General features: G+C 72.8%; 18 protein-coding genes and 1 pseudogene. 9 read left to right on the top strand and 10 right to left on the bottom strand.

Going from position 1 to position 21,462, the window contains the following annotated elements; all coding sequences use genetic code 11:
• Nucleotides 1–45 precede the first annotated feature (45 nt).
• From ABNF97_RS19285 to ABNF97_RS19305, 5 genes are all read left to right on the top strand, one after another.
• Nucleotides 46–1,308, top strand: a complete 1,263-nt coding sequence (locus ABNF97_RS19285; protein ID WP_130463063.1) for a histidine kinase — start codon at nt 46–48, stop codon at nt 1,306–1,308.
• Complete coding sequence (locus ABNF97_RS19290) at nt 1,305–1,430, top strand: hypothetical protein (RefSeq protein ID WP_349339327.1); 126 nt, start codon at nt 1,305–1,307, stop codon at nt 1,428–1,430. Before ABNF97_RS19285 ends, ABNF97_RS19290 begins: the two co-directional genes overlap by 4 nt.
• Nucleotides 1,427–2,113 carry a response regulator gene (locus tag ABNF97_RS19295; protein ID WP_130463064.1) on the top strand — a complete coding sequence of 229 codons (687 nt, stop codon included), beginning with the start codon at nt 1,427–1,429 and terminating at the stop codon, nt 2,111–2,113. Before ABNF97_RS19290 ends, ABNF97_RS19295 begins: the two co-directional genes overlap by 4 nt.
• Before the next feature lie 454 nt (nt 2,114–2,567).
• A complete protein-coding gene (locus ABNF97_RS19300) occupies nt 2,568–3,335 on the top strand; it encodes an ATP-binding cassette domain-containing protein (RefSeq protein ID WP_130463065.1) in 768 nt (255 codons plus the stop codon).
• The gene (locus ABNF97_RS19305) at nt 3,335–5,881 is read left to right on the top strand and encodes an FtsX-like permease family protein (protein ID WP_130463066.1); all 2,547 of its coding nucleotides are present in this window, start codon (nt 3,335–3,337) and stop codon (nt 5,879–5,881) included. The genes ABNF97_RS19300 and ABNF97_RS19305 overlap by 1 nt, the downstream gene beginning before the upstream one ends.
• A gap of 140 nt (nt 5,882–6,021) precedes the next feature.
• Here the strand turns inward: ABNF97_RS19305 and ABNF97_RS19310 are convergent, their stop codons facing one another.
• The 3 genes from ABNF97_RS19310 to metH all read right to left on the bottom strand — a co-directional run bounded on the left by ABNF97_RS19310 (nt 6,022) and on the right by metH (nt 11,208).
• Nucleotides 6,022–6,675 carry an HAD family hydrolase gene (locus ABNF97_RS19310; protein WP_349339328.1) on the bottom strand — a complete coding sequence of 218 codons (654 nt, stop codon included), beginning with the start codon at nt 6,673–6,675 and terminating at the stop codon, nt 6,022–6,024.
• Nucleotides 6,676–6,851: 176 nt separating this feature from the next.
• The gene (locus ABNF97_RS19315) at nt 6,852–7,586 is read right to left on the bottom strand and encodes a neutral zinc metallopeptidase (protein WP_349339329.1); all 735 of its coding nucleotides are present in this window, start codon (nt 7,584–7,586) and stop codon (nt 6,852–6,854) included.
• A 109-nt stretch (nt 7,587–7,695) separates the two neighbouring features.
• On the bottom strand, nt 7,696–11,208 hold the full coding sequence (gene metH / locus ABNF97_RS19320; protein ID WP_349339330.1) for a methionine synthase: 3,513 nt from the start codon (nt 11,206–11,208) through the stop codon (nt 7,696–7,698).
• Nucleotides 11,209–11,512: 304 nt separating this feature from the next.
• Here metH and ABNF97_RS19325 point away from each other — a divergent pair, with 304 nt between their 5' ends.
• Nucleotides 11,513–12,382: a PAC2 family protein gene (locus tag ABNF97_RS19325; RefSeq protein WP_130463069.1), complete on the top strand. Its 870-nt coding sequence runs from the start codon at nt 11,513–11,515 to the stop codon at nt 12,380–12,382.
• A 178-nt stretch (nt 12,383–12,560) separates the two neighbouring features.
• Nucleotides 12,561–13,352, top strand: a complete 792-nt coding sequence (locus ABNF97_RS19330; RefSeq protein WP_130466016.1) for a UTRA domain-containing protein — start codon at nt 12,561–12,563, stop codon at nt 13,350–13,352.
• A gap of 98 nt (nt 13,353–13,450) precedes the next feature.
• Here the strand turns inward: ABNF97_RS19330 and mshC are convergent, their stop codons facing one another.
• The 6 genes and pseudogenes from mshC to ABNF97_RS19360 all read right to left on the bottom strand — a co-directional run bounded on the left by mshC (nt 13,451) and on the right by ABNF97_RS19360 (nt 19,300).
• Nucleotides 13,451–14,689: a cysteine--1-D-myo-inosityl 2-amino-2-deoxy-alpha-D-glucopyranoside ligase gene (gene mshC / locus ABNF97_RS19335; protein WP_349339331.1), complete on the bottom strand. Its 1,239-nt coding sequence runs from the start codon at nt 14,687–14,689 to the stop codon at nt 13,451–13,453.
• 162 nt (nt 14,690–14,851) lie between these two features.
• Nucleotides 14,852–15,670, bottom strand: a complete 819-nt coding sequence (locus ABNF97_RS19340) for an SCO1664 family protein (protein WP_502930520.1) — start codon at nt 15,668–15,670, stop codon at nt 14,852–14,854.
• Between the two features lie 31 nt (nt 15,671–15,701).
• On the bottom strand, nt 15,702–16,286 hold the full coding sequence (locus ABNF97_RS19345; RefSeq protein ID WP_130463072.1) for a DUF3090 family protein: 585 nt from the start codon (nt 16,284–16,286) through the stop codon (nt 15,702–15,704).
• A 244-nt stretch (nt 16,287–16,530) separates the two neighbouring features.
• A pseudogene (locus ABNF97_RS19350) lies at nt 16,531–17,223 on the bottom strand (histidine phosphatase family protein); the annotation flags it as partial.
• Between the two features lie 126 nt (nt 17,224–17,349).
• Complete coding sequence (locus tag ABNF97_RS19355; RefSeq protein ID WP_130463074.1) at nt 17,350–18,183, bottom strand: undecaprenyl-diphosphate phosphatase; 834 nt, start codon at nt 18,181–18,183, stop codon at nt 17,350–17,352.
• Between the two features lie 64 nt (nt 18,184–18,247).
• A complete protein-coding gene (locus tag ABNF97_RS19360) occupies nt 18,248–19,300 on the bottom strand; it encodes an LLM class F420-dependent oxidoreductase (protein ID WP_349339333.1) in 1,053 nt (350 codons plus the stop codon).
• A 181-nt stretch (nt 19,301–19,481) separates the two neighbouring features.
• Between ABNF97_RS19360 and ABNF97_RS19365 the strand changes: the two genes are divergently transcribed.
• A complete protein-coding gene (locus tag ABNF97_RS19365) occupies nt 19,482–20,453 on the top strand; it encodes an aldo/keto reductase (RefSeq protein WP_130463076.1) in 972 nt (323 codons plus the stop codon).
• Nucleotides 20,454–20,530: 77 nt separating this feature from the next.
• The gene (locus tag ABNF97_RS19370; protein WP_101366076.1) at nt 20,531–20,722 is read left to right on the top strand and encodes a DUF5703 family protein; all 192 of its coding nucleotides are present in this window, start codon (nt 20,531–20,533) and stop codon (nt 20,720–20,722) included.
• A gap of 6 nt (nt 20,723–20,728) precedes the next feature.
• On the opposite strand, the gene ABNF97_RS19375 is transcribed toward ABNF97_RS19370, so the two are convergent.
• Nucleotides 20,729–21,397 (bottom strand): hypothetical protein, encoded by a 669-nt coding sequence (locus tag ABNF97_RS19375; protein ID WP_130463077.1) that lies wholly within the window; start codon nt 21,395–21,397, stop codon nt 20,729–20,731.
• Between the last annotated feature and the right edge of the window lie 65 nt (nt 21,398–21,462).

Below are 21,462 nucleotides of genomic sequence, written 5' to 3' on the forward strand. Positions count from 1 at the left end.
GCCGGTGACGACCTGCCGCGCCACGCAGCGGCTAGCGTCGCCAGCATGACCCGTACCGATGCCCCCGGGACGCCGGCCCTCGGCCGGATCCTGGCGAGCTGGCGGCGCTTCTGGCACGATCCAGGACAGCGTAGGTGGCTGGGCCAGGACGGGTTGCTCGCGGTCGCCGCCGTCGCGGTGGAAGCGGTGCTCGTCGGCACCGCGCCGCCGGGAGTCGCTCCCTGGGGGTGGCCCGGAACGGCGATCTGGAGCGTGCTCTGCGCCACCCCGATCGTGCTGCGCCGGGTCGCTCCCTGGCCCGCCGTGATGCTGGCCGTCCCGATCTACGTCGCCTCGGTCCTTGCCGACGCGCAAGCGGTCACCGTCGGGGCCACGTTCGTACTGCTGACCTACACCACCGCCGCGCTGCTGCCGCTCCGCCAGGCGGCGCTGGCCGCCGCGGCGCTCTGGAGTCCCGGCCTGGCCGTCGCCCTCGTCGAGCCACCGCCGCCCGACTTCACCGAACCCTCCCGCGCCTACCTGGTCTCCACCCAGGTGCTCCTCGCGTTGGTCTGCTTCTTCGTCGGCCGGACGGTGCACGCCCGGCGGGCCACCATCCTGGCCCTGGAGGAACGGGCCCGGGTCGCCGAGGAGAACCAGCGGTCGCTGGCCGACCAGGCGGTCGCCGACGAGCGCCGGCGGATCGCCCGCGAGCTCCACGACGTGGTCGCGCACCACGTCAGCGTGATGGGCGTACTGGCCACCGGGGCGCGCCGGGTGCTGTCCCGGGACCCGGCCGCCACCGACGGCGCACTCGGCACGATCGAGGAGACCAGCCGGACGACCCTGCGCGAGCTGCGCCGGCTGCTGGACGTGCTGCGTACCGACGCCGAGCCGGCCGCCGAGCTGTCCCCGCAGCCGGGGCTGGCCGGCATCGAAGCGCTGGTGGAGCAGGTGAGGGAGGCCGGCCTGCCGGTGACCCTGCGGGTGGACGGCACGCCCGGCCCGCTGGACCCCGGGGTGGCGCTCACCGTGTTCCGGATCGTGCAGGAGGCGCTCACCAACACCCTGAAGCACGCCGGCACGGCGACCGCACAGGTCCGGTTGAGCTTCGGGGTGTACTGGCTGATCGTCGAAATCGCGGACACCGGCCGGGGCCCGGCACCGGAGGGCGGACGGCTGGGCCATGGCCTGGTGGGAATGCGGGAACGGATGGCCCTCTACGGTGGGACCCTGCGCACCGGGCCCCGTCCCGGCGGCGGCTACCGGGTGTACGCCAAGATGCCGATGGAGCAACTGGGCGCACCGATCGACAAGGGGGCGGGATGAGCGAGGGTCACGAGCGGAACGGCCAGCTCACGGCCGACGTGGCGGGACGTCGCGAGCGGAACGGCCAGGCCGGTGCCGGTGTGCCCGGTGCCGGCGCGGAGCGACACGGGGTGCCGGCATGAGCGACGGCAGGGACTCGACCCGGCCGGTACGCGTCCTGCTCGCCGACGACCAGCCGCTGCTGCGTACCGGATTCCGCATGGTGCTGGGGGCGGAGGACGACCTCGACATCGTCGGCGAGGCCGGCGACGGCGTCGACGCGGTCGACCTGTCCCGGCGGCTGCTGCCCGACGTGGTGCTGATGGACATCCGGATGCCCCGGATGGACGGGGTCGCCGCCACCAGGGCCATCATCGACGCCCGCCTGCCGGTCCGGGTGCTCATCCTGACCACCTTCGACCTCGACGAGTACGTCGTCGGCGCGCTGCGGGCCGGAGCGAGTGGCTTCCTGGCCAAGGACGTACCCGCCGAGGACCTGGTTTCCGCCATCCGCACCGTCGCCGCCGGCGAAGCCGTCGTGGCGCCCCGGATCCTCAAGCGGCTGCTGGACCGGTTCGCCGAGACCCTGCCCGACCCGGACGCCAGCCCGCCCAAGGCGATCGGCGTGCTCACCGAGCGGGAGCGGGAGGTGCTGGTCCAGGTGGCCCGCGGGCTCTCCAACGCGGAGATCGCCCGGGTGCTGTCGGTCAGCGAGACGACCATCAAGACCCACGTCGGGCACGTGCTGACCAAGCTCGGCCTCCGCGACCGGGTCCAGGCGGTGGTGCTGGCCTACGAGACCGGGCTGGTGCGCCCCGGCGCCTGACCGCACCGCCACCTCCGGCACCTCCGCCGACACCGCCAGGTGCGGACGGCGGCCTGCGGAACAGGGTCGGCCGACCATCCGGCAGGCGTGGTCGGCGGCCCGCGTACCAGCCCCGGAGGAGTAGTCCGGAGGGACCGCAGAGCCTACGACCCGCGGAGTGCCGAGTCGTCCGGCCGGAGGACCGGCCCCGGGGCACGCGGCGTACCCGAAGACCATTCCGACGTACGACGGCGCGCCGGTCTCCCCCGGCTACCGTTTATCCCGGGCGACGGCGCCGACACATATCAGTCAGGGGCAACCCTGATTCGGTATCAGGGCCCACCCGCAGCAGATTTTCCGCGTCGGACTCCGCCGTGGGAGGGACGCCGGCCCCGCCCGGATCACCGACGATTAATGCTGCCGGCCGGACCGCACGGGTTCGGCCGGACCAAGACGTCCAGGGGGAGATGAAGAAGTGACCGCGACGGTAGCCCGAGATGCCCAGATGGCCGCACGGGCAAGCGACGTGTGGAAGGTGTACGGCAGCGGGGAGGCGCAGGTTGTCGCACTGCGTGGCGTGAATGCGGAGTTCGAGAGGGCCCGGTTCACCGCCATCATGGGACCGTCCGGATCCGGCAAGTCCACCCTGATGCACTGCCTCGCCGGGCTCGATTCGGTGACCCGGGGAGCAGTCCATATCGGCGACACCGCCGTTACCGGACTCGGTGACGCGGGTCTCACCAAACTGCGCCGGGACAAAGTCGGTTTCATCTTCCAGCAGTTCAACCTGCTGCCTACCCTGAGCGCGCTGGAAAACATCCTGCTGCCGCTCTCGATCGCCGGTCGTAAACCCGACAAGGAATGGCTCGACACCGTTATCGACACCGTCGGGCTGCGGGACCGGCTCGGTCACCGGCCGGCCCAGCTCTCCGGCGGGCAGCAGCAGCGGGTCGCCTGCGCGCGGGCACTCGCCTCCCGGCCCGAGGTGGTCTTCGCCGACGAGCCGACCGGAAACCTCGACTCCCGGGCCGGCGCCGAGGTGCTCGGCTTCCTGCGCCGCTCCGTCGCCGAGTACCAGCAGACCATCGTGATGGTCACGCACGACCCGGTGGCCGCCTCCTACGCCGGCCGGGTCATCTTCCTCGCCGACGGCCAGATCGTCTCCGAACTCGTCGAACCGACCCCGGAGACCGTGCTGGACACGATGAAGAAGCTCGACGGGCTCACCGAGGCGGGGCTCTGATGCTGCGCGCCACCCTGAAGAGCCTGCTCGCCCGCAAGGTCCGGCTGGTCCTCTCCGCCCTGGCGGTCGTGCTCGGCGTGATGTTCGTCTCCGGTGCCTTCGTCCTCACCGACACGCTGGGCCGGTCCTTCGACGCCGTCTTCAGCGACGCGTACGCCGGCACCGACGTCGGGGTCACCGCGAAGCCCAAGATCGAAGTTGGCGAGATGGAGGGCATGCAGCTCGCCGCCCCCTTCCCGGCCAGCACCCTGGACCGGGTCCGCGAGGTGCCGGGGGTGGCCGACGCCACCGGGCTGGCCATCGCCGAAGGCGCCCGGGTGATCGGCGGCAACGGTAAGGTGCTGACCTCCTTCGGCCCGCCCCAGCTCGGTGCGAACTGGACCGGCGAGAGCGGTCAGGTCGAACTCCGCGAGGGCCGGGGCCCCACCGCCGACCACGAGGTGGCGGTCAACGGGGCGGTGGCCAAGGCGGCCAAGATCGCCGTCGGCGACCGGGTCGGGGTACTCACCCTGCAACCGAAGCGTGAGTTCACCGTGGTCGGCATCTACGGCTACAGCGGCGACCGGGACAGCCTCGGCGGCGCCCAGGAGGTGGCGTTCACCGAGCGGGTCGCCCAGGAACTGATGCTGGGCCAGCCCGGCGTCTTCTCCGAGCTGAGCGTGCAGGCGGCCGACGGGGTCGACCCGGCGAAGCTGCGCGACGACATCGCCGGCACGCTCGGCGACGGCTACGTGGTCAAGACCGGCGAACAGCTCTCCGACGAGGCCTCCGCCGGGCTGAAGGAGGGGCTCTCCTTCTTCAACAACATCCTGCTCGGCTTCGCCGGCGTCGCACTCTTCGTCGGCATCTTCCTGATCCTGAACACCTTCTCGATCATCGTCGCCCAGCGCACCAGGGAACTCGCGCTGCTTCGGGCGCTCGGCGCGGCACGCGGTCAGGTGATCGGCTCGGTGCTGGTCGAGGCCGTCGCGATCGGTCTGGTCGCCTCGGTGCTCGGGCTCGGCGCCGGGATCGGCGTCGGCGCCCTGCTGGCGTACGTCTTCGGGCAGACCGCCGGTGGGCTGCAACTGGCCGGGCTGGGCGTACCCCCGGCCGCGGTGATCAGCTCCTTCGCGGTCGGCCTGCTCGTCACCGTCGTCGCGGCGGTACTCCCGGCGATGCGGGCCGCCCGGATTCCCCCGGTGGCCGCCATGCAGGACGTGGCGACGCCGGACCGGCCGCTGACGAAGATCTCCGCCGCCGGTGCGGTGGTGGCCGCGCTCGGCGGCACCCTGATGGCACTGGGCCTGAGCGGCACCGGGGGCAACGTCCTGCTGACGATCCTCGGCGGCGTGCTGCTCTCGTTCATCGGGGTCGCCCTGCTGACCCCGCTGATCAGCCGCCCGGTGGTCGGGCTGCTCGGCCGGCTCTTCTCCTGGTCGGTGCCGGGCAAGCTGGGCCGGCTGAACTCGGGCCGTAACCCGCGCCGCACCGCGATCACCGCCGCCGCGCTGATGGTCGGCATCGCCCTGGTCACCGGCGTGACGGTGATCCTCGACTCGGCCAAGAGCAGCATCACGGCGCTGGCCGAGGACACCATCCAGGCCGAACTGGTGATCTCCGGGGCGCAGACCGGTCCCCGGCCGCCGAGCTTCGACCCGGCGGTCCTGGACAGGGCCGCCGAACTGCCCGGCGTGGCCATGGTCGCCGGCCTGTACAGCGACCGCGCGGAGATCGACGGCAAGCCGGGCTGGGTCAGCGCGACCAGCAACGTTTCCGCGCTGCGGGAGATCTACCGGGCCACCCCGACCGCCGGCAGCATCGACTCACTCGCCCCCGGTCAGCTCGTCGTCGACTCGAAGACCGCGGAGGACCGTGGCCTGTCGGTCGGGGAGACGCTGCCGGTGCAGTTGTCCCGGGGAGAGACCCGGACCTACACGGTCGTCGGCATCTACGCCGAGTCCGACCTGTTCGGTGGGTTCGTCCTCCCCGCCACGGCGGCGGCCGACTTCGCGGTGCCGCAGCCGACGCAGGCGTACCTGAAGCTGGCGCCGGGCGCCTCGGTCGACCAGGTGCTGCCGCAGGTGGAGACGCTGCTGGCGGACAGCCCCGAGGTGTCGGTCGCCGACCGCGCCGACTTCATCGAGCAGCAGACCAGCCAGCTCGACGGGCTGCTGGCGATGATCCAGATCCTGTTGGCGCTGGCGATCGTGATCGCCGTACTCGGCATCGTGAACACGCTGGCGCTCTCGGTGCTGGAGCGGACCCGGGAGCTGGGCCTGCTGCGGGCCATCGGCCTGCGGCGGGGTCAGACCATGCGGATGATCACCGTCGAGGCGGTGGTGATCTCCGTCTTCGGCGCCCTGCTCGGGATCGCGGTCGGCACCGGTCTCGGCGCCGCCGTGGTCCGGGCGCTGCGCGAGGACGGCATCACCGACCTGGTGTTGCCGTGGACCGAGATGGCGGTCTTCCTCGGCCTGGCCGCGGTGGTCGGGGTGGTCGCGGCGGTGCTCCCGGCGATCCGCGCGGCCCGGCTGAACGTGCTCGGCGCGATCGCGCACGAGTAGCGGGCCGGCCCACGGCCGTGGGGGCGGCCATGGGTGGCAGGGCCGGGGGCGGCGTCGGGACGGGCGCCGCCCCCGGCCGCGCTCCCGGCTCGGTGCCGTGCACCGGGGTCGCCGGCCGTGTCGGGAGCGACGCGGGGTGGTCAGCGGGACAGGTCGAGCGGGGCGACCAGGCCGGAGAGCAGGTCCAGGTCCACCCCGGTCAGCGTCTCCAGCAGGCGTACGCCGTCGGCCGGGTCGATCGGCACCGCGTGCGGCACCGCGAGGACGGCGGCTCCGGCCGCGAGCGCGCTGGCCACCCCGGTCGGCGAGTCCTCGATCGCCACGCAGCGGGAGACCGGCACGTCCAGCAGCCGGGCCGCCGTCAGGTACGGCTGCGGATCCGGCTTCGTGGCGGCCACCTCGTCACCGCAGACCACCACGTCGAAGGTGTCCCGACCGAGCGTCTCCAGCGCGATCTCCACCACCGCGCGTCGGGTCGAGGTGACCAGCGCGGCCGGCACCGCGGCGGCACGTACCGCCGTCACCAGGGCCAGCGCCCCCGGCCGCCACCTCAGGTCGGTCAGGAACAGCTCGCCGACCCGCCGGTCGACCCAGGCGGCGCTGACCACCGGGTCACGCCACGGCTGGTCCAGGTCACGGTGCAGGAGCTCCATCGACACGGCCATGTCCGTGCCGACCATGGCGAGCCGGGCGGCCTCGGAGAGCGTGCCGCCGTAGTGCGCGGCGAGTTCCTGGAGCCCGATGTCCCACAACCGCTCGCTGTCCACCAGCGTGCCGTCCATGTCGAAGAGCACCGCGGCGAGATGCTGGCTGTTCAGGGTTGCCTCCCGGATCGAACGCGAGCTGCCGGCTCCGATCCTGCCAACGCGGGCGGACGATCTCCCAGGAACCGCCCTTGAAGTGTGGCGGATGCCTCAGCGGGCGCCGTACCGGACGGCTCCGTCGACGGACCGGCCAGTCACTGGACGGCTCAGGAAAGGTCGCAGGCGTCCAGCGAGCGCCGGTACCCGGCGAAGAACGCGTCGGTGCGCTGCCGCGCGGTGCCGTGCGCCCCCTCGGCGAACCACGGCTGGCCCGGATCGTCGGCGACCGCTCGCAGACCGGCACCGAGCTCGTCGAGGTCGCCGTCCTCGATCGTCAACGCACGGGACCGCACCGAGTCCCCGAGGTACGCCCCGGCCATGCAGTCGGCCTGCAGCTCCTGCTGGATGGTGAAGCTGTAGCGGATGCCGAGCCGCACCTGCACACCGTGCGCGTACTCGTGGCCGAGCAGGTAGAACAGGAACGCGTCGCCGATCTGACGGAAGGCGGCGACGGCCCAGTTGACGTCGTACGCGATGAAGTCGCCCGCCGCGCAGTAGACGGCGTTGTTGCGCGGCAGTCCCTGCCCGGCACAGTCGACCTCGCCGTCCCGCTGGTAGGCGATAACCCGGCGGATCGGCCGGAACCGCTCCCCCGACGCCTCGAACCGCCCCGTCCAGTACTCCTCGGCGACCCGTACCGCACCCTCGATGTCGCGCTGAAACTCGTCGACGGTCATGGTGCCGTCGGCGCCGGCGCTGTCGCCCGCGGAGGTGGCCCGATCATCCGGCACCGGCGGATCGTCCTCACCCGGCCCGCCGGCAAAGCAGGCTCCCGCGACGACCAGCGTCACGATCAGCGCGAGCAGCGGCCAGAACCGGTCGGTACGGCGCCTCGGACGCATCCCGGCCTCCCACAGGGTCGACGGACCAGAACACTTCCCAGGATGGTCGGCCCGGCAAACCCCTACCCGGCCGGCGACCGGAGACCCGGCACCCGCGCGGGCTGGCGGCCTACCTGGCGTTGAAGTAGCTGGCCTCCGGGTGGTGCACCACGATGGCGTCGGTCGCCTGCTCCGGCACGAGCTGGTATCCCTCGGAGAGCCGGACACCGATCCGTTCCGCGCCGAGCAGGTCGACCAGCTTCGCCCGGTCGGTCAGGTCGGGGCAGGCCGGATAACCGAACGCGTACCGGCAGCCCCGGTAGTCGGTACGCAGCAGCCCGGCGAGGTCGGCCGGGTCGTCGTCGGCCACCGTACGGCCGTCGGGCAGGGTCAGCTCGGCCCGGATCCGGCGGTGCCAGTACTCGGCGAGCGCCTCGGTGAGCTGCACCGACAGGCCGTGCACCTCCAGGTAGTCGCGGTACTCGTCCCCGGCGAAGAGCTTCGCGGCATACTCGCTGATCGGCTGCCCGACGGTGACCAGTTGCAGCGCCACGACGTCGAGCCGGTCACCCCGGGGCCGGAAGAAGTCGGCCAGGCAGAGCCGGCGCTCCTGCCGCTGCCGGGGGAAACTGAACCGGGCCCGTTCGGCCTCCGTCCGCTCGTCGAGCAGCACCAGGTCGTTGCCGTCGGAGTAGGCCGGGAAGTAGCCGTAGACCACCGCCGCCTCCAGTACCCGGTCGGCGGCGAGCCGGTCCAGCCAGGCGCGCAGCCGGGGCCGCCCCTCGGTCTCCACCAGCTCCTCGTAGCTCGGCCCGGAGCCGCCGCGCGACCCGCGCAGGCCCCACTGGCCGAGGAAGGTCGCCCGCTCGTCGAGCAGGGCCGCGTAGTCGGCCAGCGGGATGCCCTTGACGACCCGGGTGCCGTGGAACGGCGGCGTCGGCACCGCGACGTCGGTGGCCACGTCCGAGCGGACCGAGTCGTCGGTCAGCTCCGGCAGCGCCGCGGCGGTCCGGGTCCGCTGCCGCTCCCGGCGGGCCCGCCGGGCGGCCAGCGCCGCCTCCCGCCCGGCGTCGACCACCGGGGCACCGCCCCGCTTCGCCGCCATCAGTCGGTCCATCAGGGACAGTCCCTCGAAGGCGTCCCGGGCGTAGTGCACCTCACCCGGGTACGCCGACCGGAGGTCGTCCTCGACGTACGACCGGGTCAGCGCCGCACCGCCGAGCAGCACCGGCCAACGCCCCGCGACACCCCGGGCCGCCATCTCGGCCAGGTTCTCCCGCATCACCACGGTGCTCTTCACCAGCAGGCCGGACATCCCGACGGCGTCCGCGGCGTGCTCCTCGGCGGCCTCCAGGATGGCCGCGATCGGCTGCTTGATCCCGATGTTGACCACGTCGTAGCCGTTGTTGGAGAGGATGATGTCCACCAGGTTCTTGCCGATGTCGTGCACGTCGCCCTTGACGGTCGCCAGCACGATCCGACCCTTGCCGCCGTCGTCGGTCTTCTCCATGTGCGGTTCGAGATGGCCCACCGCGGCCTTCATCACCTCGGCCGACTGGAGCACGAACGGCAACTGCATCTGGCCGGCGCCGAACAGCTCGCCGACCACCTTCATCCCGTCGAGCAGCAGCTCGTTGATGATGGTCAATGCCGACCTGGTGGTCAGCGCCTCGTCCAGGTCGGCTTCCAGGCCGTTGCGTTCACCGTCGACCACCCGCCGTTTCAGCCGCTCGTCGACCGGGAGCGCGGCGAGTTCCTCCGCCCTGCTGGCCCGGGCCGCGGCGGCGTCGACCCCCTCGAAGAGCTCGATGAACCGCGCCACCGGGTCGTGGCCGGGCTGGCGCCGGTCGTAGATCAGGTCAAGCGCCGCCTCGCGCTGCTCGTCCGGGATCCTGGCCATCGGCAGGATCTTGCTGGCGTGCACGATGGCGCTGGTCAGGCCGGCCTGCACGCACTCGTGCAGGAAGACCGAGTTGAGCACCTGCCGGGCCGCCGGGTTCAGCCCGAAGGAGACGTTCGAGACGCCGAGCGTGAAGTTGACCCCGGGATAGCGGCGGGTGATCTCCCGGATCGCCTCGATCGTCTCGACACCGTCCCGGCGGGTCTCCTCCTGGCCGGTGGCGATCGGGAAGGTGAGGCAGTCGACCAGGATGTCCCGGCGGTCGATGCCCCACCGGCCGGTGAGGTCGTCGATGAGCCGGGACGCCACCCTGACCTTCCACTCGGCCGTCCGGGCCTGACCCTCCTCGTCGATGGTCAACGCCACCACCGCGGCCCCGTGCTCGCGGACCAGCGGCAGCACCCGGGCGTACCGGGAGTCGGGGCCGTCGCCGTCCTCGAAGTTCACCGAGTTGACCACGCACCGGCCGCCGAGCATCTCCAGTCCGGCTTCGATCACCGCCGGCTCCGTCGAGTCCAGCATGATCGGCAGCGTCGACGCGGTGGCGAACCGGCCCGCGATCTCCCGCATGTCGCGTACGCCGTCCCGGCCGACGTAGTCGACGCAGAGGTCGAGCAGGTGCGACCCGTCCCGGGCCTGGCTCCGGGCGATCTCCACGCACGCCTGCCAGTCCCCGGCCAGCATCGCCTCCCGGAACGCCTTCGAGCCGTTGGCGTTGGTGCGTTCGCCGACCATCAGCACGCTGGCGTCCTGGGCGAACGGCACCTGGTGGTAGAGGCTGGCCACCCCCGGCTCCGGCGCCGGCTCCCGGGGCGGTGCCACCGTCTCACCCAGCCGGTCCAGCACCGCCCGGATGTGCTCCGGGGTGGTGCCGCAGCAGCCGCCGACCAGGGTCAGCCCGTAGTCGTGCACGAAGCCGGCCAGCGCGTCGGCCAGTTCGTCCGGGGTCAGCGGATAGCGGGCCCCGTCGGCGGTCAGCTCCGGCAGCCCGGCGTTCGGCATCACCGACAGCGGGATCCGGGAGTGCCGGGAGAGGTAGCGCAGGTGTTCGGTCATCTCGGCCGGACCGGTGGCACAGTTGAGCCCGATCAGGTCGATGCCGAGCGGCTCCAGCGCGGTCAGCGCCGCGCCGATCTCGCTGCCCAGCAGCATCGTGCCGGTGGTCTCGACCGTGACGTGGCAGATCACCGGCAGATCCCGGCCCGTCTCGGCCAGCGCCCGGCGGGCCCCGACCACCGCCGCCCGGACCTGGAGCAGGTCCTGGCAGGTCTCCACGATCAGCCCGTCCGCGCCGCCGGCGATCAGCCCGGCCGCGTTGCGCTGGTACGCGTCGCGCAGCTCCGGATAGCCGAGGTGTCCCAGGGTCGGCAGCTTGGTGCCCGGTCCCATCGCACCGAGCACGTACCGGGGCCGGTCCGGGGTGGCCGCCGCGTCGGCGGCCTGCCGGGCCAGCCGGGCGCCCGCCTCGGCCAGCTCGGCTATCCGGTGCGCGATGCCGTACTCCCGCAGGGCGGAGAGGTTGGTGCCGAAGGTGTTCGTCTCGACACAGTCCGCCCCGGCCGCCAGGTAAGCCTCGTGCACCGACCGGACGACGTCGGGGCGGCTCACGTTGAGGATCTCGTTGCACCCCTCGTGGCCCTCGAAGTCGTCCAGGCTCAGCTCGGCCGCCTGCAACATCGTCCCCATCGCGCCGTCGGCGACCAGCACCCGGCCGCCGAGCGCGTCACGTAGCGGAGTCGGCACAGCTCCAGGCTAGTCCGGGCGGCGATCCGGTTGTCGCAGGTAGGCGTACCGTTCCGCAACGTACGCTCCGCCGGGCAATCGCCCGTTCCGTCCTGGATGTCCCGAGCTGCCCCGTCGAGGGCGGCCGCCGGGACCCGCCCCCGGCGGGCCGAGCCGGCGCGGCCGGCGGGCCACATCCGAATCAGGGACGTAGGCTGACGGACGTGAGGGACAACAGGGACGGCAGCACCAGGCACACAGCGCGCACCACCGGACGGCTCCGGACCGCCCGGCTCGGCCGTGGCACGCACGCTGGGGGTAGGGCGTGACCGAGTTCGACGGGCTGCCCATGCTGCGCTCGCCGGTCGCGATCGCCGCCTTCGAGGGCTGGAACGACGCGGCCGACGCCTCCACCGCTGCGGTCGAACACCTGGAACAGGTGTGGCAGGCACGCCAGATCACCGAACTGGATCCGGAGGAGTTCTACGACTTCCAGGTGAGCCGACCGACGATCACGATGGCCGACGGCGAGACCCGCCGGGTCGAGTGGCCGACCACCCGGTTCATGCGGGCCAGCCCGGACGGTACGGACCGGGACGTGGTGCTGATCCGGGGCATCGAGCCGAGCATGCGCTGGCGCACCTTCTGCGAGCAGGTGCTGGAGCTCTGCCACAGCCTGGAGATCAACCGCGTCGTGCTGCTCGGCGCGCTCCTGGCCGACGTGCCATACACCCGCCCCCTGCCGATCAGCGGCAGCGCCTCGGACAAGGACGCCGCCGAGCGCTACCAGCTCACCCCGACCCGCTACGACGGCCCGACCGGGATCGTCGGGGTACTGCACGACGCCGCCACCCGGGCCGAGGTCGACGCCGTGTCGTTCTGGGTGCACGTCCCGCACTACGCCAACAACCCGCCCTGTCCGAAGGCGACCCTGGCCCTGCTGCACCGCGTCGAGGAGGTGCTCGACCTGCCCGTTCCGATGTCGGACCTGGCCGAGGAGGCCGCCGAGTGGGAGCAGCGGGTCCGCACCGCCGCCGAGCAGGACGCCGAACTCGGCGAGTACGTCCGCGAGCTGGAGGAACGGGTCGGCGACGCCGGCATCCAGCCGCTGACCGGCGACGAGATCGCCCAGGAGTTCGAGAAGTACCTGCGCCGTCGCGGCGGCTCGGCCGGCCCGACCGCGGGCTCCTGGTGACCTCCGCCGGCTCCCGACGCCCCGCCGTTCGCTGAGCCGGCGGCTGCGGGGCAACCCGGGCCGGCGTGACCCAACCGATTTCTGACTGTGGCGGTGTCTGTTCCGGTTGCCCGGCACACACTTCGTACGGCATCCTAGGAACCTAGTGCTGTGGCGATGGATCATGATGGGGGTAGTGGTGCAGATCAATCCGGGAGCGGCCGAGTTTCCCCACCGGCAAATCGCCGCGCAGTTGCGGGCACGGATCCGGGCCGGTGACTGGGCGGCGGGTGAGCGACTGCCGTCCATCCCGGCCATCGCCGAGATGTTCGGGGTGGCGAAGCAGACCGTGCAACGCGCCATCGACCAGCTCCGGGTGGAGGGTGTCCTCATCACCAAGCCGGGCTCCGGCACGTACGTCCGGGGCACCCGGCGCCGGCTCAACCGGCTCTCCCGGGGCCGGTACGGCGGCCACCGTGGCTACCACGCCGACCTCGCCGCCCGGTACCGGCAGCAGTTGGTACAGGTCGGCCGGGCACCGGCCCCGCCCGAGGTGGCCGACGCGTTCGGGGTGCCGGACGGCACCGAACTGATCGTCCGGCGGCACCTGGTCCGCACCGAGGAGGTGCCGGTGGAGGTCGGCGCCTCCTGGTTCCGTACCGCCGATGCCGCCGGCACCAGCCTGGAACGGATGGAGGCGTACGGCCGACCGCTCTACCAGGAGGCCGAAGAGGCGATCGGCCGGCGCTACGTCTCGGCGACCGACCAGATCAGCGCCCGGCAGCCGAGCCGGGAGGAGGCGGAGATCCTGCAGATCCGCCCGGACACCCCGGTGCTACACCTGCTGCACGTCGCCTACGACGCCAGCCACCGGCCGATCGAGGTGGCCCAGGCGACCTGGCCCGGCCCGATGACCACGCTGACCGAGCAGTACCAGGTCCCTGGCCCGGCGTCGGAGCCCGACCCGGACCCGGGACTGGTGCTGGGCTGAGCGGCACCCGCCCGCCGGTCGCTGCGCTGACGGCGGGCGGGACCACGCGGGCGGCGCCCCGGCAACGGCGCTGGCGGCGGGCGGGACCACGCGGGCGACTACAGCTTGATCCCGAGCAGGGCGTCGACGGTGGCGGCCATCAGGTCCGGCGCGGCCGGGTCGGTGCCGGACCCGGCGAGCGCGGCATCCGCCCAGCGGTCCACCACGGCCAGCACGCCCGGCGTGTCCAGGTCGTCGGCGAGCCGCTCGCGTACCCGTGCCAGCAGGTCCGGACCGGCGGGCCCGGACGGCGCCGCGGCGGCCTCCCGCCATCGGGCCAGCCGCGTCGTGCCCTCCTTGAGCAGGTCGTCGGTCCACTCCCGATCGGTGCGGTAGTGGCCGGCGAGCAGTGCCAGCCGCACCGCCATCGGGTCCACGTGGTCGGCCCGGAGCCGGGAGACGAAGACCAGGTTTCCCTTCGACTTCGACATCTTCTCGCCGTCCAGGCCGATCATCCCGGCATGCACGTAGTGCCTGGCGAACGGCTCCACCCCGGTCAGCCGCTCGGCGTGCGCCGCCGAACACTCGTGGTGCGGGAAGGTCAGGTCGTTGCCACCGCCCTGGACGTCGATGGTGTCACCGAGCAGCGACATCGCGATCACCGCGCACTCGATGTGCCAGCCCGGCCGGCCGGGACCGAGCGGGCCGCCCTCCCACGCCGGCTCGCCGTCCCGGGCCCCCCGCCAGAGCAGCGGGTCGAGCCGGTCCCGCTTGCCGGCCCGGTCCGGATCCCCGCCCCGCTCGGCGAAGTAGTCGAGCATCTCGGCCCGGGAGAGGTTGGACTCGTAGCCGAACCGGGGCGCGGCGGAGATGTCGAAGTAGACGTCCCCGGTGCCGTCGTCGAGCCGGTACCCCGCCCCGTCGTCCAGCAGCACCCGGACCTGCTCCGCGATCGCCGGAATCGACTCCACGGCGCCGACGTAGTGGGCGGGCGGGATCATCCGCAGCGCCTCCATGTCCTCCCGGAACAGCGCGGTCTCCCGCATCGCCAGGACCACCCAGTCCTCGCCGTCCCGTGCGGCGCGCTCGAGCAGCGGGTCGTCGATGTCGGTGACGTTCTGCACGTACCTGACCGGATGGCCGCCGTCCCGCCACGCCCGCTGTACGAGGTCGAAGGCGATCATCGTGGCGGCGTGCCCCAGATGGGTCGCGTCGTACGGGGTGATCCCGCAGACGTACAGCGTCGCCGGCCCGGACGGGCGGGTCGGGTGCACGCCGCGGCGCGCCGAGTCGTAAAGAGCGAGTTGGGGTCCCCTGCCCGGCAGCCGCGGAATCTCGTGACCCATCCAGGTTTCCATGGTCACCAGCCTAGTCAGCCCGGCCGACCCGGACCCGGGCTCGACCGGAGGGGTGATCAGAACGACAGGAGCACCCGGGCGGCGTTCCGCGGCCCGGAACGGCAGCGGCCGACGGCCGACGGCCGGCGAGGCTGCCGCCGGCGAGGCTGCCGCCGGCGAGGGTCAGATCGGCGGCCAGGGGATGGCAGGCCACTCCTCGGAGGGCTCCGGGAATCGGGCCGCCGCCAGCAACCGGTCGACCCGGCGCGCCAGCGCGGCGACCTCGCCGATCGTCAGGTGCTCGGCCAGGCTCTCCCCCAGCGGGCCAGCCAGCCCTCCGGCCAGCCCGGTCAACATCTCCAGGGCGTCCGGCGGCAGATCCCGCCGCGACCAGCCCCACAGCACCGTCCGGAGCTTGTCCTCGGCGTGGAAGCATACGCCGTGGTCGACGCCGTAGATCCGGTCGTCCGCCCCGACGAGCACGTGCCCGCCCTTGCGATCCGCGTTGTTGATCACCGCGTCCAGCACGGCGAGCCGGGCCAGCCGGGGGTCGTCGGCGTGCGCGAGGGCGAACGGGGCGCCATCCTCGTCGCGGGCGCCCGCGACCCGGAACCACCGGTCCGGCAGGCTCCCGGCCGGCACGAACCCGACCAGCGGCTCGGCCTGCTCCGGCTCGTCGATCCAGAGCTGGCAGGCGCCGGACCCGAGCGGACCGTCCCGGAGCACCGTCGGCGGGACCAGGTCCCACCCGGTCGCCCGGGAGAGCAGGTAGGCGGAGACCTCCCGACCGGCCAGTGTGCCGTCCGGGAAGTCCCAGAGCGGCCGCTCGCCCCGGATCGGCTTGTAGACGCAGCGGGCGGTGAGCCCGTCCAGGGTCAGGAACCCGCGCAGGGTCGTGTTGGAGGCGTCGAGCAACCGGCCCTCCAGCTCGAATTCGCCCGCCTCCAGGAGGCGCAGGGCGACGCTCTCGTCCAGCACTGGCCGCAGCTCGGAGGAGGTCACCGGTCCGGTCCCGGCCGCGCCACGGCGACGGTCACCGGTGGTAGCCGTTGTGTCGGGGACAGAGGTGCCCGGCCGGGTCGAGCGGCTGACCGCAGAGCGGGCACGGCGGCCGGCCGGCCGCCACCACCCGGCGGGCCCGCTCGATGAACTCCCGCGTCGCCTGGGGAGTCAACCGGACCCGCAGCCGGTCGAGGTCGTCGTCCGGCTCCTCGTCGTCCTCGTCCGCCTCGTCTGCCTCTTCGGCACCGCCGAGTTCGACCTCCGCCTCGGCCTCCCCGGCCGCGATCGCCTCGATCACCACAGTGGCGGTGTCCACGTCGAAGGCCAGGCCGAGGGTGCCGACCCGGAACTCCTCGTCGACCGGCGTGTCCAGTGGCTCGTTGTCCGAGGTGACCGGAGGCGGCTCGGGCAGCTCGACGCCGAAGCGGCGATGCGCCTCGGTCAGCAGCTCCTCCAGCTTCTCGGCCAGCAGCGAGACCTGGACCTTCTCCAACGCGACGCTGACCAACCGGCCCCCGCCGCGCGCCTGGAGGAAGAACGTCCGCTCACCCGGCGGACCCACAGTTCCGGCGACGAACCGCTCGGGCGGCTCGAATGCGTGCACCTGGTGGGTCATACCCACGACCCTATCCGGCCGGATAGCACAGCGCGCAGCCCACCGACCCGAATCACCGTACGCCCCGGGTCGGCCGATGTCGCCCCACCATCCGGGCCGATCCGGTCCGGCCGCCCGGTCACCGTTTCCGCCCTTCGGCGGCGGCCGGGCCGGCACCGGACGCGGCCGGGCCGGCGGTAGCCTCCGGGGCGACCGCGCGGGAGCGGGTGGCGGCGCCGTCCGGGGCCGCCGATCCGGCACCGGCCGCTCCCACGCCACCGCCGACCGCCGCGTCCGAGGAGACCGCGCGGGAGCGGCGGCCCCGGCTGGGACGTGGCGGAACCAGGCCGGTCAGGTCGCCGCCGGTGTCGTTGAGCCGCAGCAGGAAGGGGCGGACCGGGGTGTAGCGGATCCCGGTCACCGAGCCGGGATCGGCCACGATCCGCTGGAACTGGTCCAGGTGTACGCCCATCGCGTCCGCCACGATGGCCTTGATCACGTCACCGTGGCTGCACGCCAGCCAGACCGCCTCCGGCCCGTGCTCGGCGGTGATCCGGGCATCCCAGCGGCGTACCGCCTCGACCGCCCGGGCCGCCATCTGGGCCATGGACTCCCCATCGGGAAAGACGGCGGCGCTCGGGTGCTGCTGCACCACCTGCCACAGTGGATCCTTGGCCAGCTTCTTCAGCGGCTGGCCCTGCCAGGTGCCGTAGTCGCACTCGACCAGTCCGTTCTCGACCACCGGTGCGACATCGGGCAGCGCCAGCTCCAGGGTCTGCCGGCACCGGACCAGCGGGCTGGTCACCACCGCCGCCAGCGGGATCGCGCGCAGCCGCCCACCCACCGCCACCGCCTGGGCCCGGCCGGTCTCGTCGAGTTCGACGGGTTGCCGTCCGGCCAGGCCGCCGTCCGCGTTCGCCGTGGTCCGGCCATGCCGGAGGAGCAGAAGGGTCGCCACGACCACACCCTACGTTCCGGCCGTCGGGGCGCCGGCCGGAGCCGACGGGTCTGCCCCGCAACCGCCCCGGCCGGGCAGCCGTACCCGCGCGAAGCGGAACTTCGGCTCGCGTCCCGCTCGGCCGGGTCAGGTGGCGCTGATCGTGCCGGTGAGCAGCAGGGCAAGTACGAGGCTGCCCAGCGCCACCCGGTAGAGCACGAAGACGTAGAGCGTGTGGTGCGTGACATAGCGCAGCAGCCAGGCGATGGCGGCGTACCCGACGCCGAAGGCGATCACCGTGGCCACGATCATCTGCGCCGGGGTCGGGATCGAGCCGCCGCCGGAGGTGTCGAAGACGTCCGGCAGGCTGAAGATCCCGGACATCACCACCGCCGGGATGGCGAGCAGGAACGAGTACCGGGCCGCGGCCTCCCGGGTCAGGTTGAGGAAGAGCCCGGCGGTCAGCGTGCCGCCGGACCGGGACACCCCGGGGATCAGCGCCATCGCCTGGGCGAAGCCCATCACGATGCCGTCGCGGAGGGTGAAGTTCTCCAGCCGCCGGGTCTGCCGGCCCCAGTACTCGGCGAAGGCGAGCACGAAGGCGAAGACGATCAACGTGGTGGCGACCAGCCACAGGTTCCGGGCGGCGGTGCGGATCTGGTCCTTGAACAGGAAGCCGAAGAACCCGATCGGGATCGAGCCGATGATCACGTACCAGCCCATCCGGTAGTCGAGACTCGACCGGACCGAGGGGTCCCAGATCCCGACCACCCAGACCCGGCTGATCCGCCAGATGTCCTTGGCGAAGTAGAGCAGCACGGCGGCTTCGGTGCCGAGCTGGGTGACCGCGGTGAACGACGCACCCGCGTCCTGGTCGAAGAAGATCGCCGAGGTGATCCGCAGGTGCCCGGACGAACTGATCGGCAGGAACTCGGTGAGGCCCTGGACGACTCCCAGGACGATTGCCTCGATCCAGCTCACCCGCGCACCCCACCCGTCACCGCAGCCCGCCCGTGGTTCGCCGGGCCCCCTGGCACCCTCCCGTTCACTCGCCGACCCCGGCGAGGTCCAGCGCCTCGGCGCAGGTGCGCAGGGTCTGGATGCCGCTGGCCGCGTCGGCGGCGAAGAGGGTCACCGAGAGGGTGCTGACCCCGGCCGCCGCGAAATCGCGCATCCGGTCGGCGATCCGCTCCTTCGGGCCGAGCAGGGAGGTGCGGTCGATGAACTCCAGCGGTACGGCCGCCGCCGCGTCGCGCTGCCGCTTCGCCAGGTAGAGGTCCTGCACCTCACGGGCGGCGTCGCCGTAGCCCATCCGGGTGGCGAGCTGGTTGTAGAAGTTCTGCTTCCGGCTGCCCATCCCGCCGACGTAGAGCGCGGCGTACCAGCGGACCAGCTCGGCGCAGGTCGCGACGTCCTCCCCGACCACCACCGGCACGCTGGGAACCACGTCGAAACCGGCGAGTTCCCGGCCGACCTTCGCCCGGCCGGCGGCCACCGCGGCCAACTGCTCGGCGGCGAACTCCGGGGCGAAGAAGATCGCCAGCCAGCCGTCGGCGATCTCACCGGCGAGTTCGAGGTTCTTCGGGCCGACCGCGGCCAGGTAGATCGGGATCTGTTCGCGGGGCGGGTGGAAGCCGAGCCGGAGCGCCTTACCGGGGCCGTCCGGCAGCGGCAGGCGGTAGTGCGCGCCGTCGTACTCCACCGGCTTGCGGGCGATGGCCAGCTTGACGATGTCGACGTACTCCCGGGTCCGGGCCAGCGGCTTGGCGAACCGCACCCCGTGCCAGCCCTCGGAGACCTGCGGACCGGAGACGCCGAGACCGAGCCGGAACCGGCCGCCGGAGACCGCGTCGATGGTGGCGGCGGTCATCGCGGTGGCGGCCGGGCTGCGCGCCGGGATCTGCATCACCGCCGAGCCGACGTCGATCCGCTCGGTCTGACCGGCCAGCCAGGCCAGCATGCTCGGCGAGTCCGAGCCGTACGCCTCCGCCGCCCAGACCACCGAGTAGCCGAGCCGGTCCGCCTCCCGGGCGAGAGCCAGATGGTCCGCCGGAGTGCTCCACGCCGTCTGGTATCCGAGGCTGAGCCCGAGTCGCACTGGTTCTTCTCCCCCATCCGTGGCGCAGGTCGCATCAGGGTACGCAATGACCCCCGACTCTCCTCCGCTGACCCGCCGATGCCGGACCCGTGCCCGGACGTCGGCTTTGTACCGGTCAACCCGGCCCGGGATGGCAGGAGCGAGGATATCGGCGGCGCGATGTTCTGAATAAGGTTCAACCATGCAACAGCGACCGCTCGGCCGAAGCGGGCTGGCGGTTTCCCGGCTCGCGCTCGGCACCATGACCTGGGGTCGGGACACCGATGCGGACGACGCTGCCGCCCAATTGAAGAGCTACCTGGACGCCGGGGGCACCCTCGTCGACACGGCCGACGTCTACGGCGACGGTGACGCCGAAGCGGTGATCGGCTCGCTGCTCGGCACCCTGGTGCCCCGAGACGACCTGCTGATCGCCACCAAGGCGGGGCTGCGACCGGGCCCCGGCCGCCGCCGGGACACCTCGCGGGGCCATCTGCTGCGCACCCTGGACGCCTCCCTGCGCCGGCTCGGCACCGACCACGTCGACCTGTGGCAGGTGCACGGCTACGACCCGGCCACCCCGCTGGAGGAGACCCTCGGCGCACTGGACCACGCGGTCAACAGCGGCCGGGTCCGGTACATCGGCGTCTCGAACTTCGCCGGCTGGCAGACCGCCCAGGCCGCCACCTGGCAGGCCGCGTTTCCCGGCCGGGCCCCGGTGGTCGCCGCCCAGGTGGAGTACTCGCTGCTGGAGCGCGGCATCGAGCGGGAGCTGCTGCCCGCCTGCGAGGGGCTCGGGCTCGGCGTGCTGCCCTGGTCGCCGCTGGGCCGCGGGGTGCTGACCGGGAAGTACCGGCACGGCCGCCCGGCCGACTCCCGGGCCGCCACGGCGCACTTCGAACCCTTCGTCGCCCGCTACCTGGAGCCGCGCTGCTCCAGCATCGTCGAGGCGGTGGCCACCGCGGCCGGCGGTCTCGGGGTGTCGCCACTGGAGGTGGCACTGGCCTGGGTGCGGGACCGGCCCGGGGTGGTCGCCCCGATCCTCGGCGCCCGGACCGTCGGACAACTGCTCGGCGCACTCCAGGTGGAACGGATGACGCTGCCGCTGGAGATCACCCGGGCCCTGGACGACGTCTCGGCCGTGCCGGTCGGCTACCCGGAACGGGACAGCTAGGCACGGAGCAGACGCCTCGCGGCTCACCGCCGTGGAAGGACTGGTGTCCCTCCACGGGGCTGGGCAGGATAGAGGACATGGACTACGAATACGCGCCATTACGGTTACCGCCGAACGTCGACCGGAAGACCGCGATGGCGCAACTGGCGATCCAGGCCGAGTTCTCCGGCTGGGAGCTGGCCCGGGTGCGACTGTTCCGGGACGGTACGCGGCAGGTGGTGCTGCGGCGTCGCGTGGCCAACCAGTCGCAACCGGGCCTGTCCTACTGACCCGCGCTACCGGGCCTGCTCGGTCTCCTCGTCGGCGTCCGACAGGAACGGATGCTCGTCCAACCGGCCGACGAGCCGGTCGTCGGCGCCCGGCGTGAACGGCCCGCTGCTGTCCTCGTCGTCGAAGGACTCCAGGTCGAGCGGGACCGACACCTCGCTGACCATCACCACACCGTCGAGCGGCTCCAGCTCCGGGATGTCCAGGGCACCGAGCGACCCGTCCCCGGTCTGCAGCAGTTCCAGCACCGCCTCGCCGACACCCTCCACCGCCGGCGCCTCCTCCCCGTCCGGTACCGCGGCCCGCCGGGCGGCCTGGGCCACCCGGAGCAGTGCGACAACGCTCGGCACCCGGTAGTCGCGCCGGTGGCGTACCGAGAGGACCAGCGGGTGCGGGTCGTTCGGCTCGGAGCCGTCGACACCGCCGAGACCCACCCCGAAGCGGTCGTCCGCCTCCTCCGGGTCGATCGACTCCACGTCCCACGGCGTGACCTCGCCGAAGGCGTCGAGCAGTTGCTCGTCGTACTCGTACGACGCGTTGTTGAGCTCGACGTACGCCTGCCAGACGGCATCGTCGTCGATCCGGCCCTCGGCGGCCCGGACGGCGGCGAGGTGCGCCCGGGCGGTCTCGATGACCCGTTCCAGGGCGGCGTCCAGCTCGGCGTGCTGGTCGGTCATGGTGTGGCCTGTCCCTTCGCTGCGATGTCACCGGACCCGCCGACCGCGACACGGGCGGGAAGTCG

Source organism: Plantactinospora sp. B6F1, assembly GCF_040120695.1.
Lineage (GTDB): Bacteria > Actinomycetota > Actinomycetes > Mycobacteriales > Micromonosporaceae > Plantactinospora.

Bases quoted from the DNA above. Each gene is read 5' to 3' on its own strand.
- ABNF97_RS19285 (WP_130463063.1), top strand. From the start codon at position 46: ATGACCCGTACCGATGCCCCCGGGACGCCGGCCCTCGGCCGGATCCTG.
- ABNF97_RS19290 (WP_349339327.1), top strand. From the start codon at position 1,305: ATGAGCGAGGGTCACGAGCGGAACGGCCAGCTCACGGCCGACGTGGCG.
- ABNF97_RS19295 (WP_130463064.1), top strand. From the start codon at position 1,427: ATGAGCGACGGCAGGGACTCGACCCGGCCGGTACGCGTCCTGCTCGCC.
- ABNF97_RS19305 (WP_130463066.1), top strand. From the start codon at position 3,335: ATGCTGCGCGCCACCCTGAAGAGCCTGCTCGCCCGCAAGGTCCGGCTG.
- ABNF97_RS19315 (WP_349339329.1), bottom strand. From the start codon at position 7,586: ATGCGTCCGAGGCGCCGTACCGACCGGTTCTGGCCGCTGCTCGCGCTG.
- mshC (WP_349339331.1), bottom strand. From the start codon at position 14,689: ATGGAAACCTGGATGGGTCACGAGATTCCGCGGCTGCCGGGCAGGGGA.
- ABNF97_RS19345 (WP_130463072.1), bottom strand. From the start codon at position 16,286: ATGACCCACCAGGTGCACGCATTCGAGCCGCCCGAGCGGTTCGTCGCC.
- ABNF97_RS19365 (WP_130463076.1), top strand. From the start codon at position 19,482: ATGCAACAGCGACCGCTCGGCCGAAGCGGGCTGGCGGTTTCCCGGCTC.
- ABNF97_RS19370 (WP_101366076.1), top strand. From the start codon at position 20,531: ATGGACTACGAATACGCGCCATTACGGTTACCGCCGAACGTCGACCGG.
- ABNF97_RS19375 (WP_130463077.1), bottom strand. From the start codon at position 21,397: ATGACCGACCAGCACGCCGAGCTGGACGCCGCCCTGGAACGGGTCATC.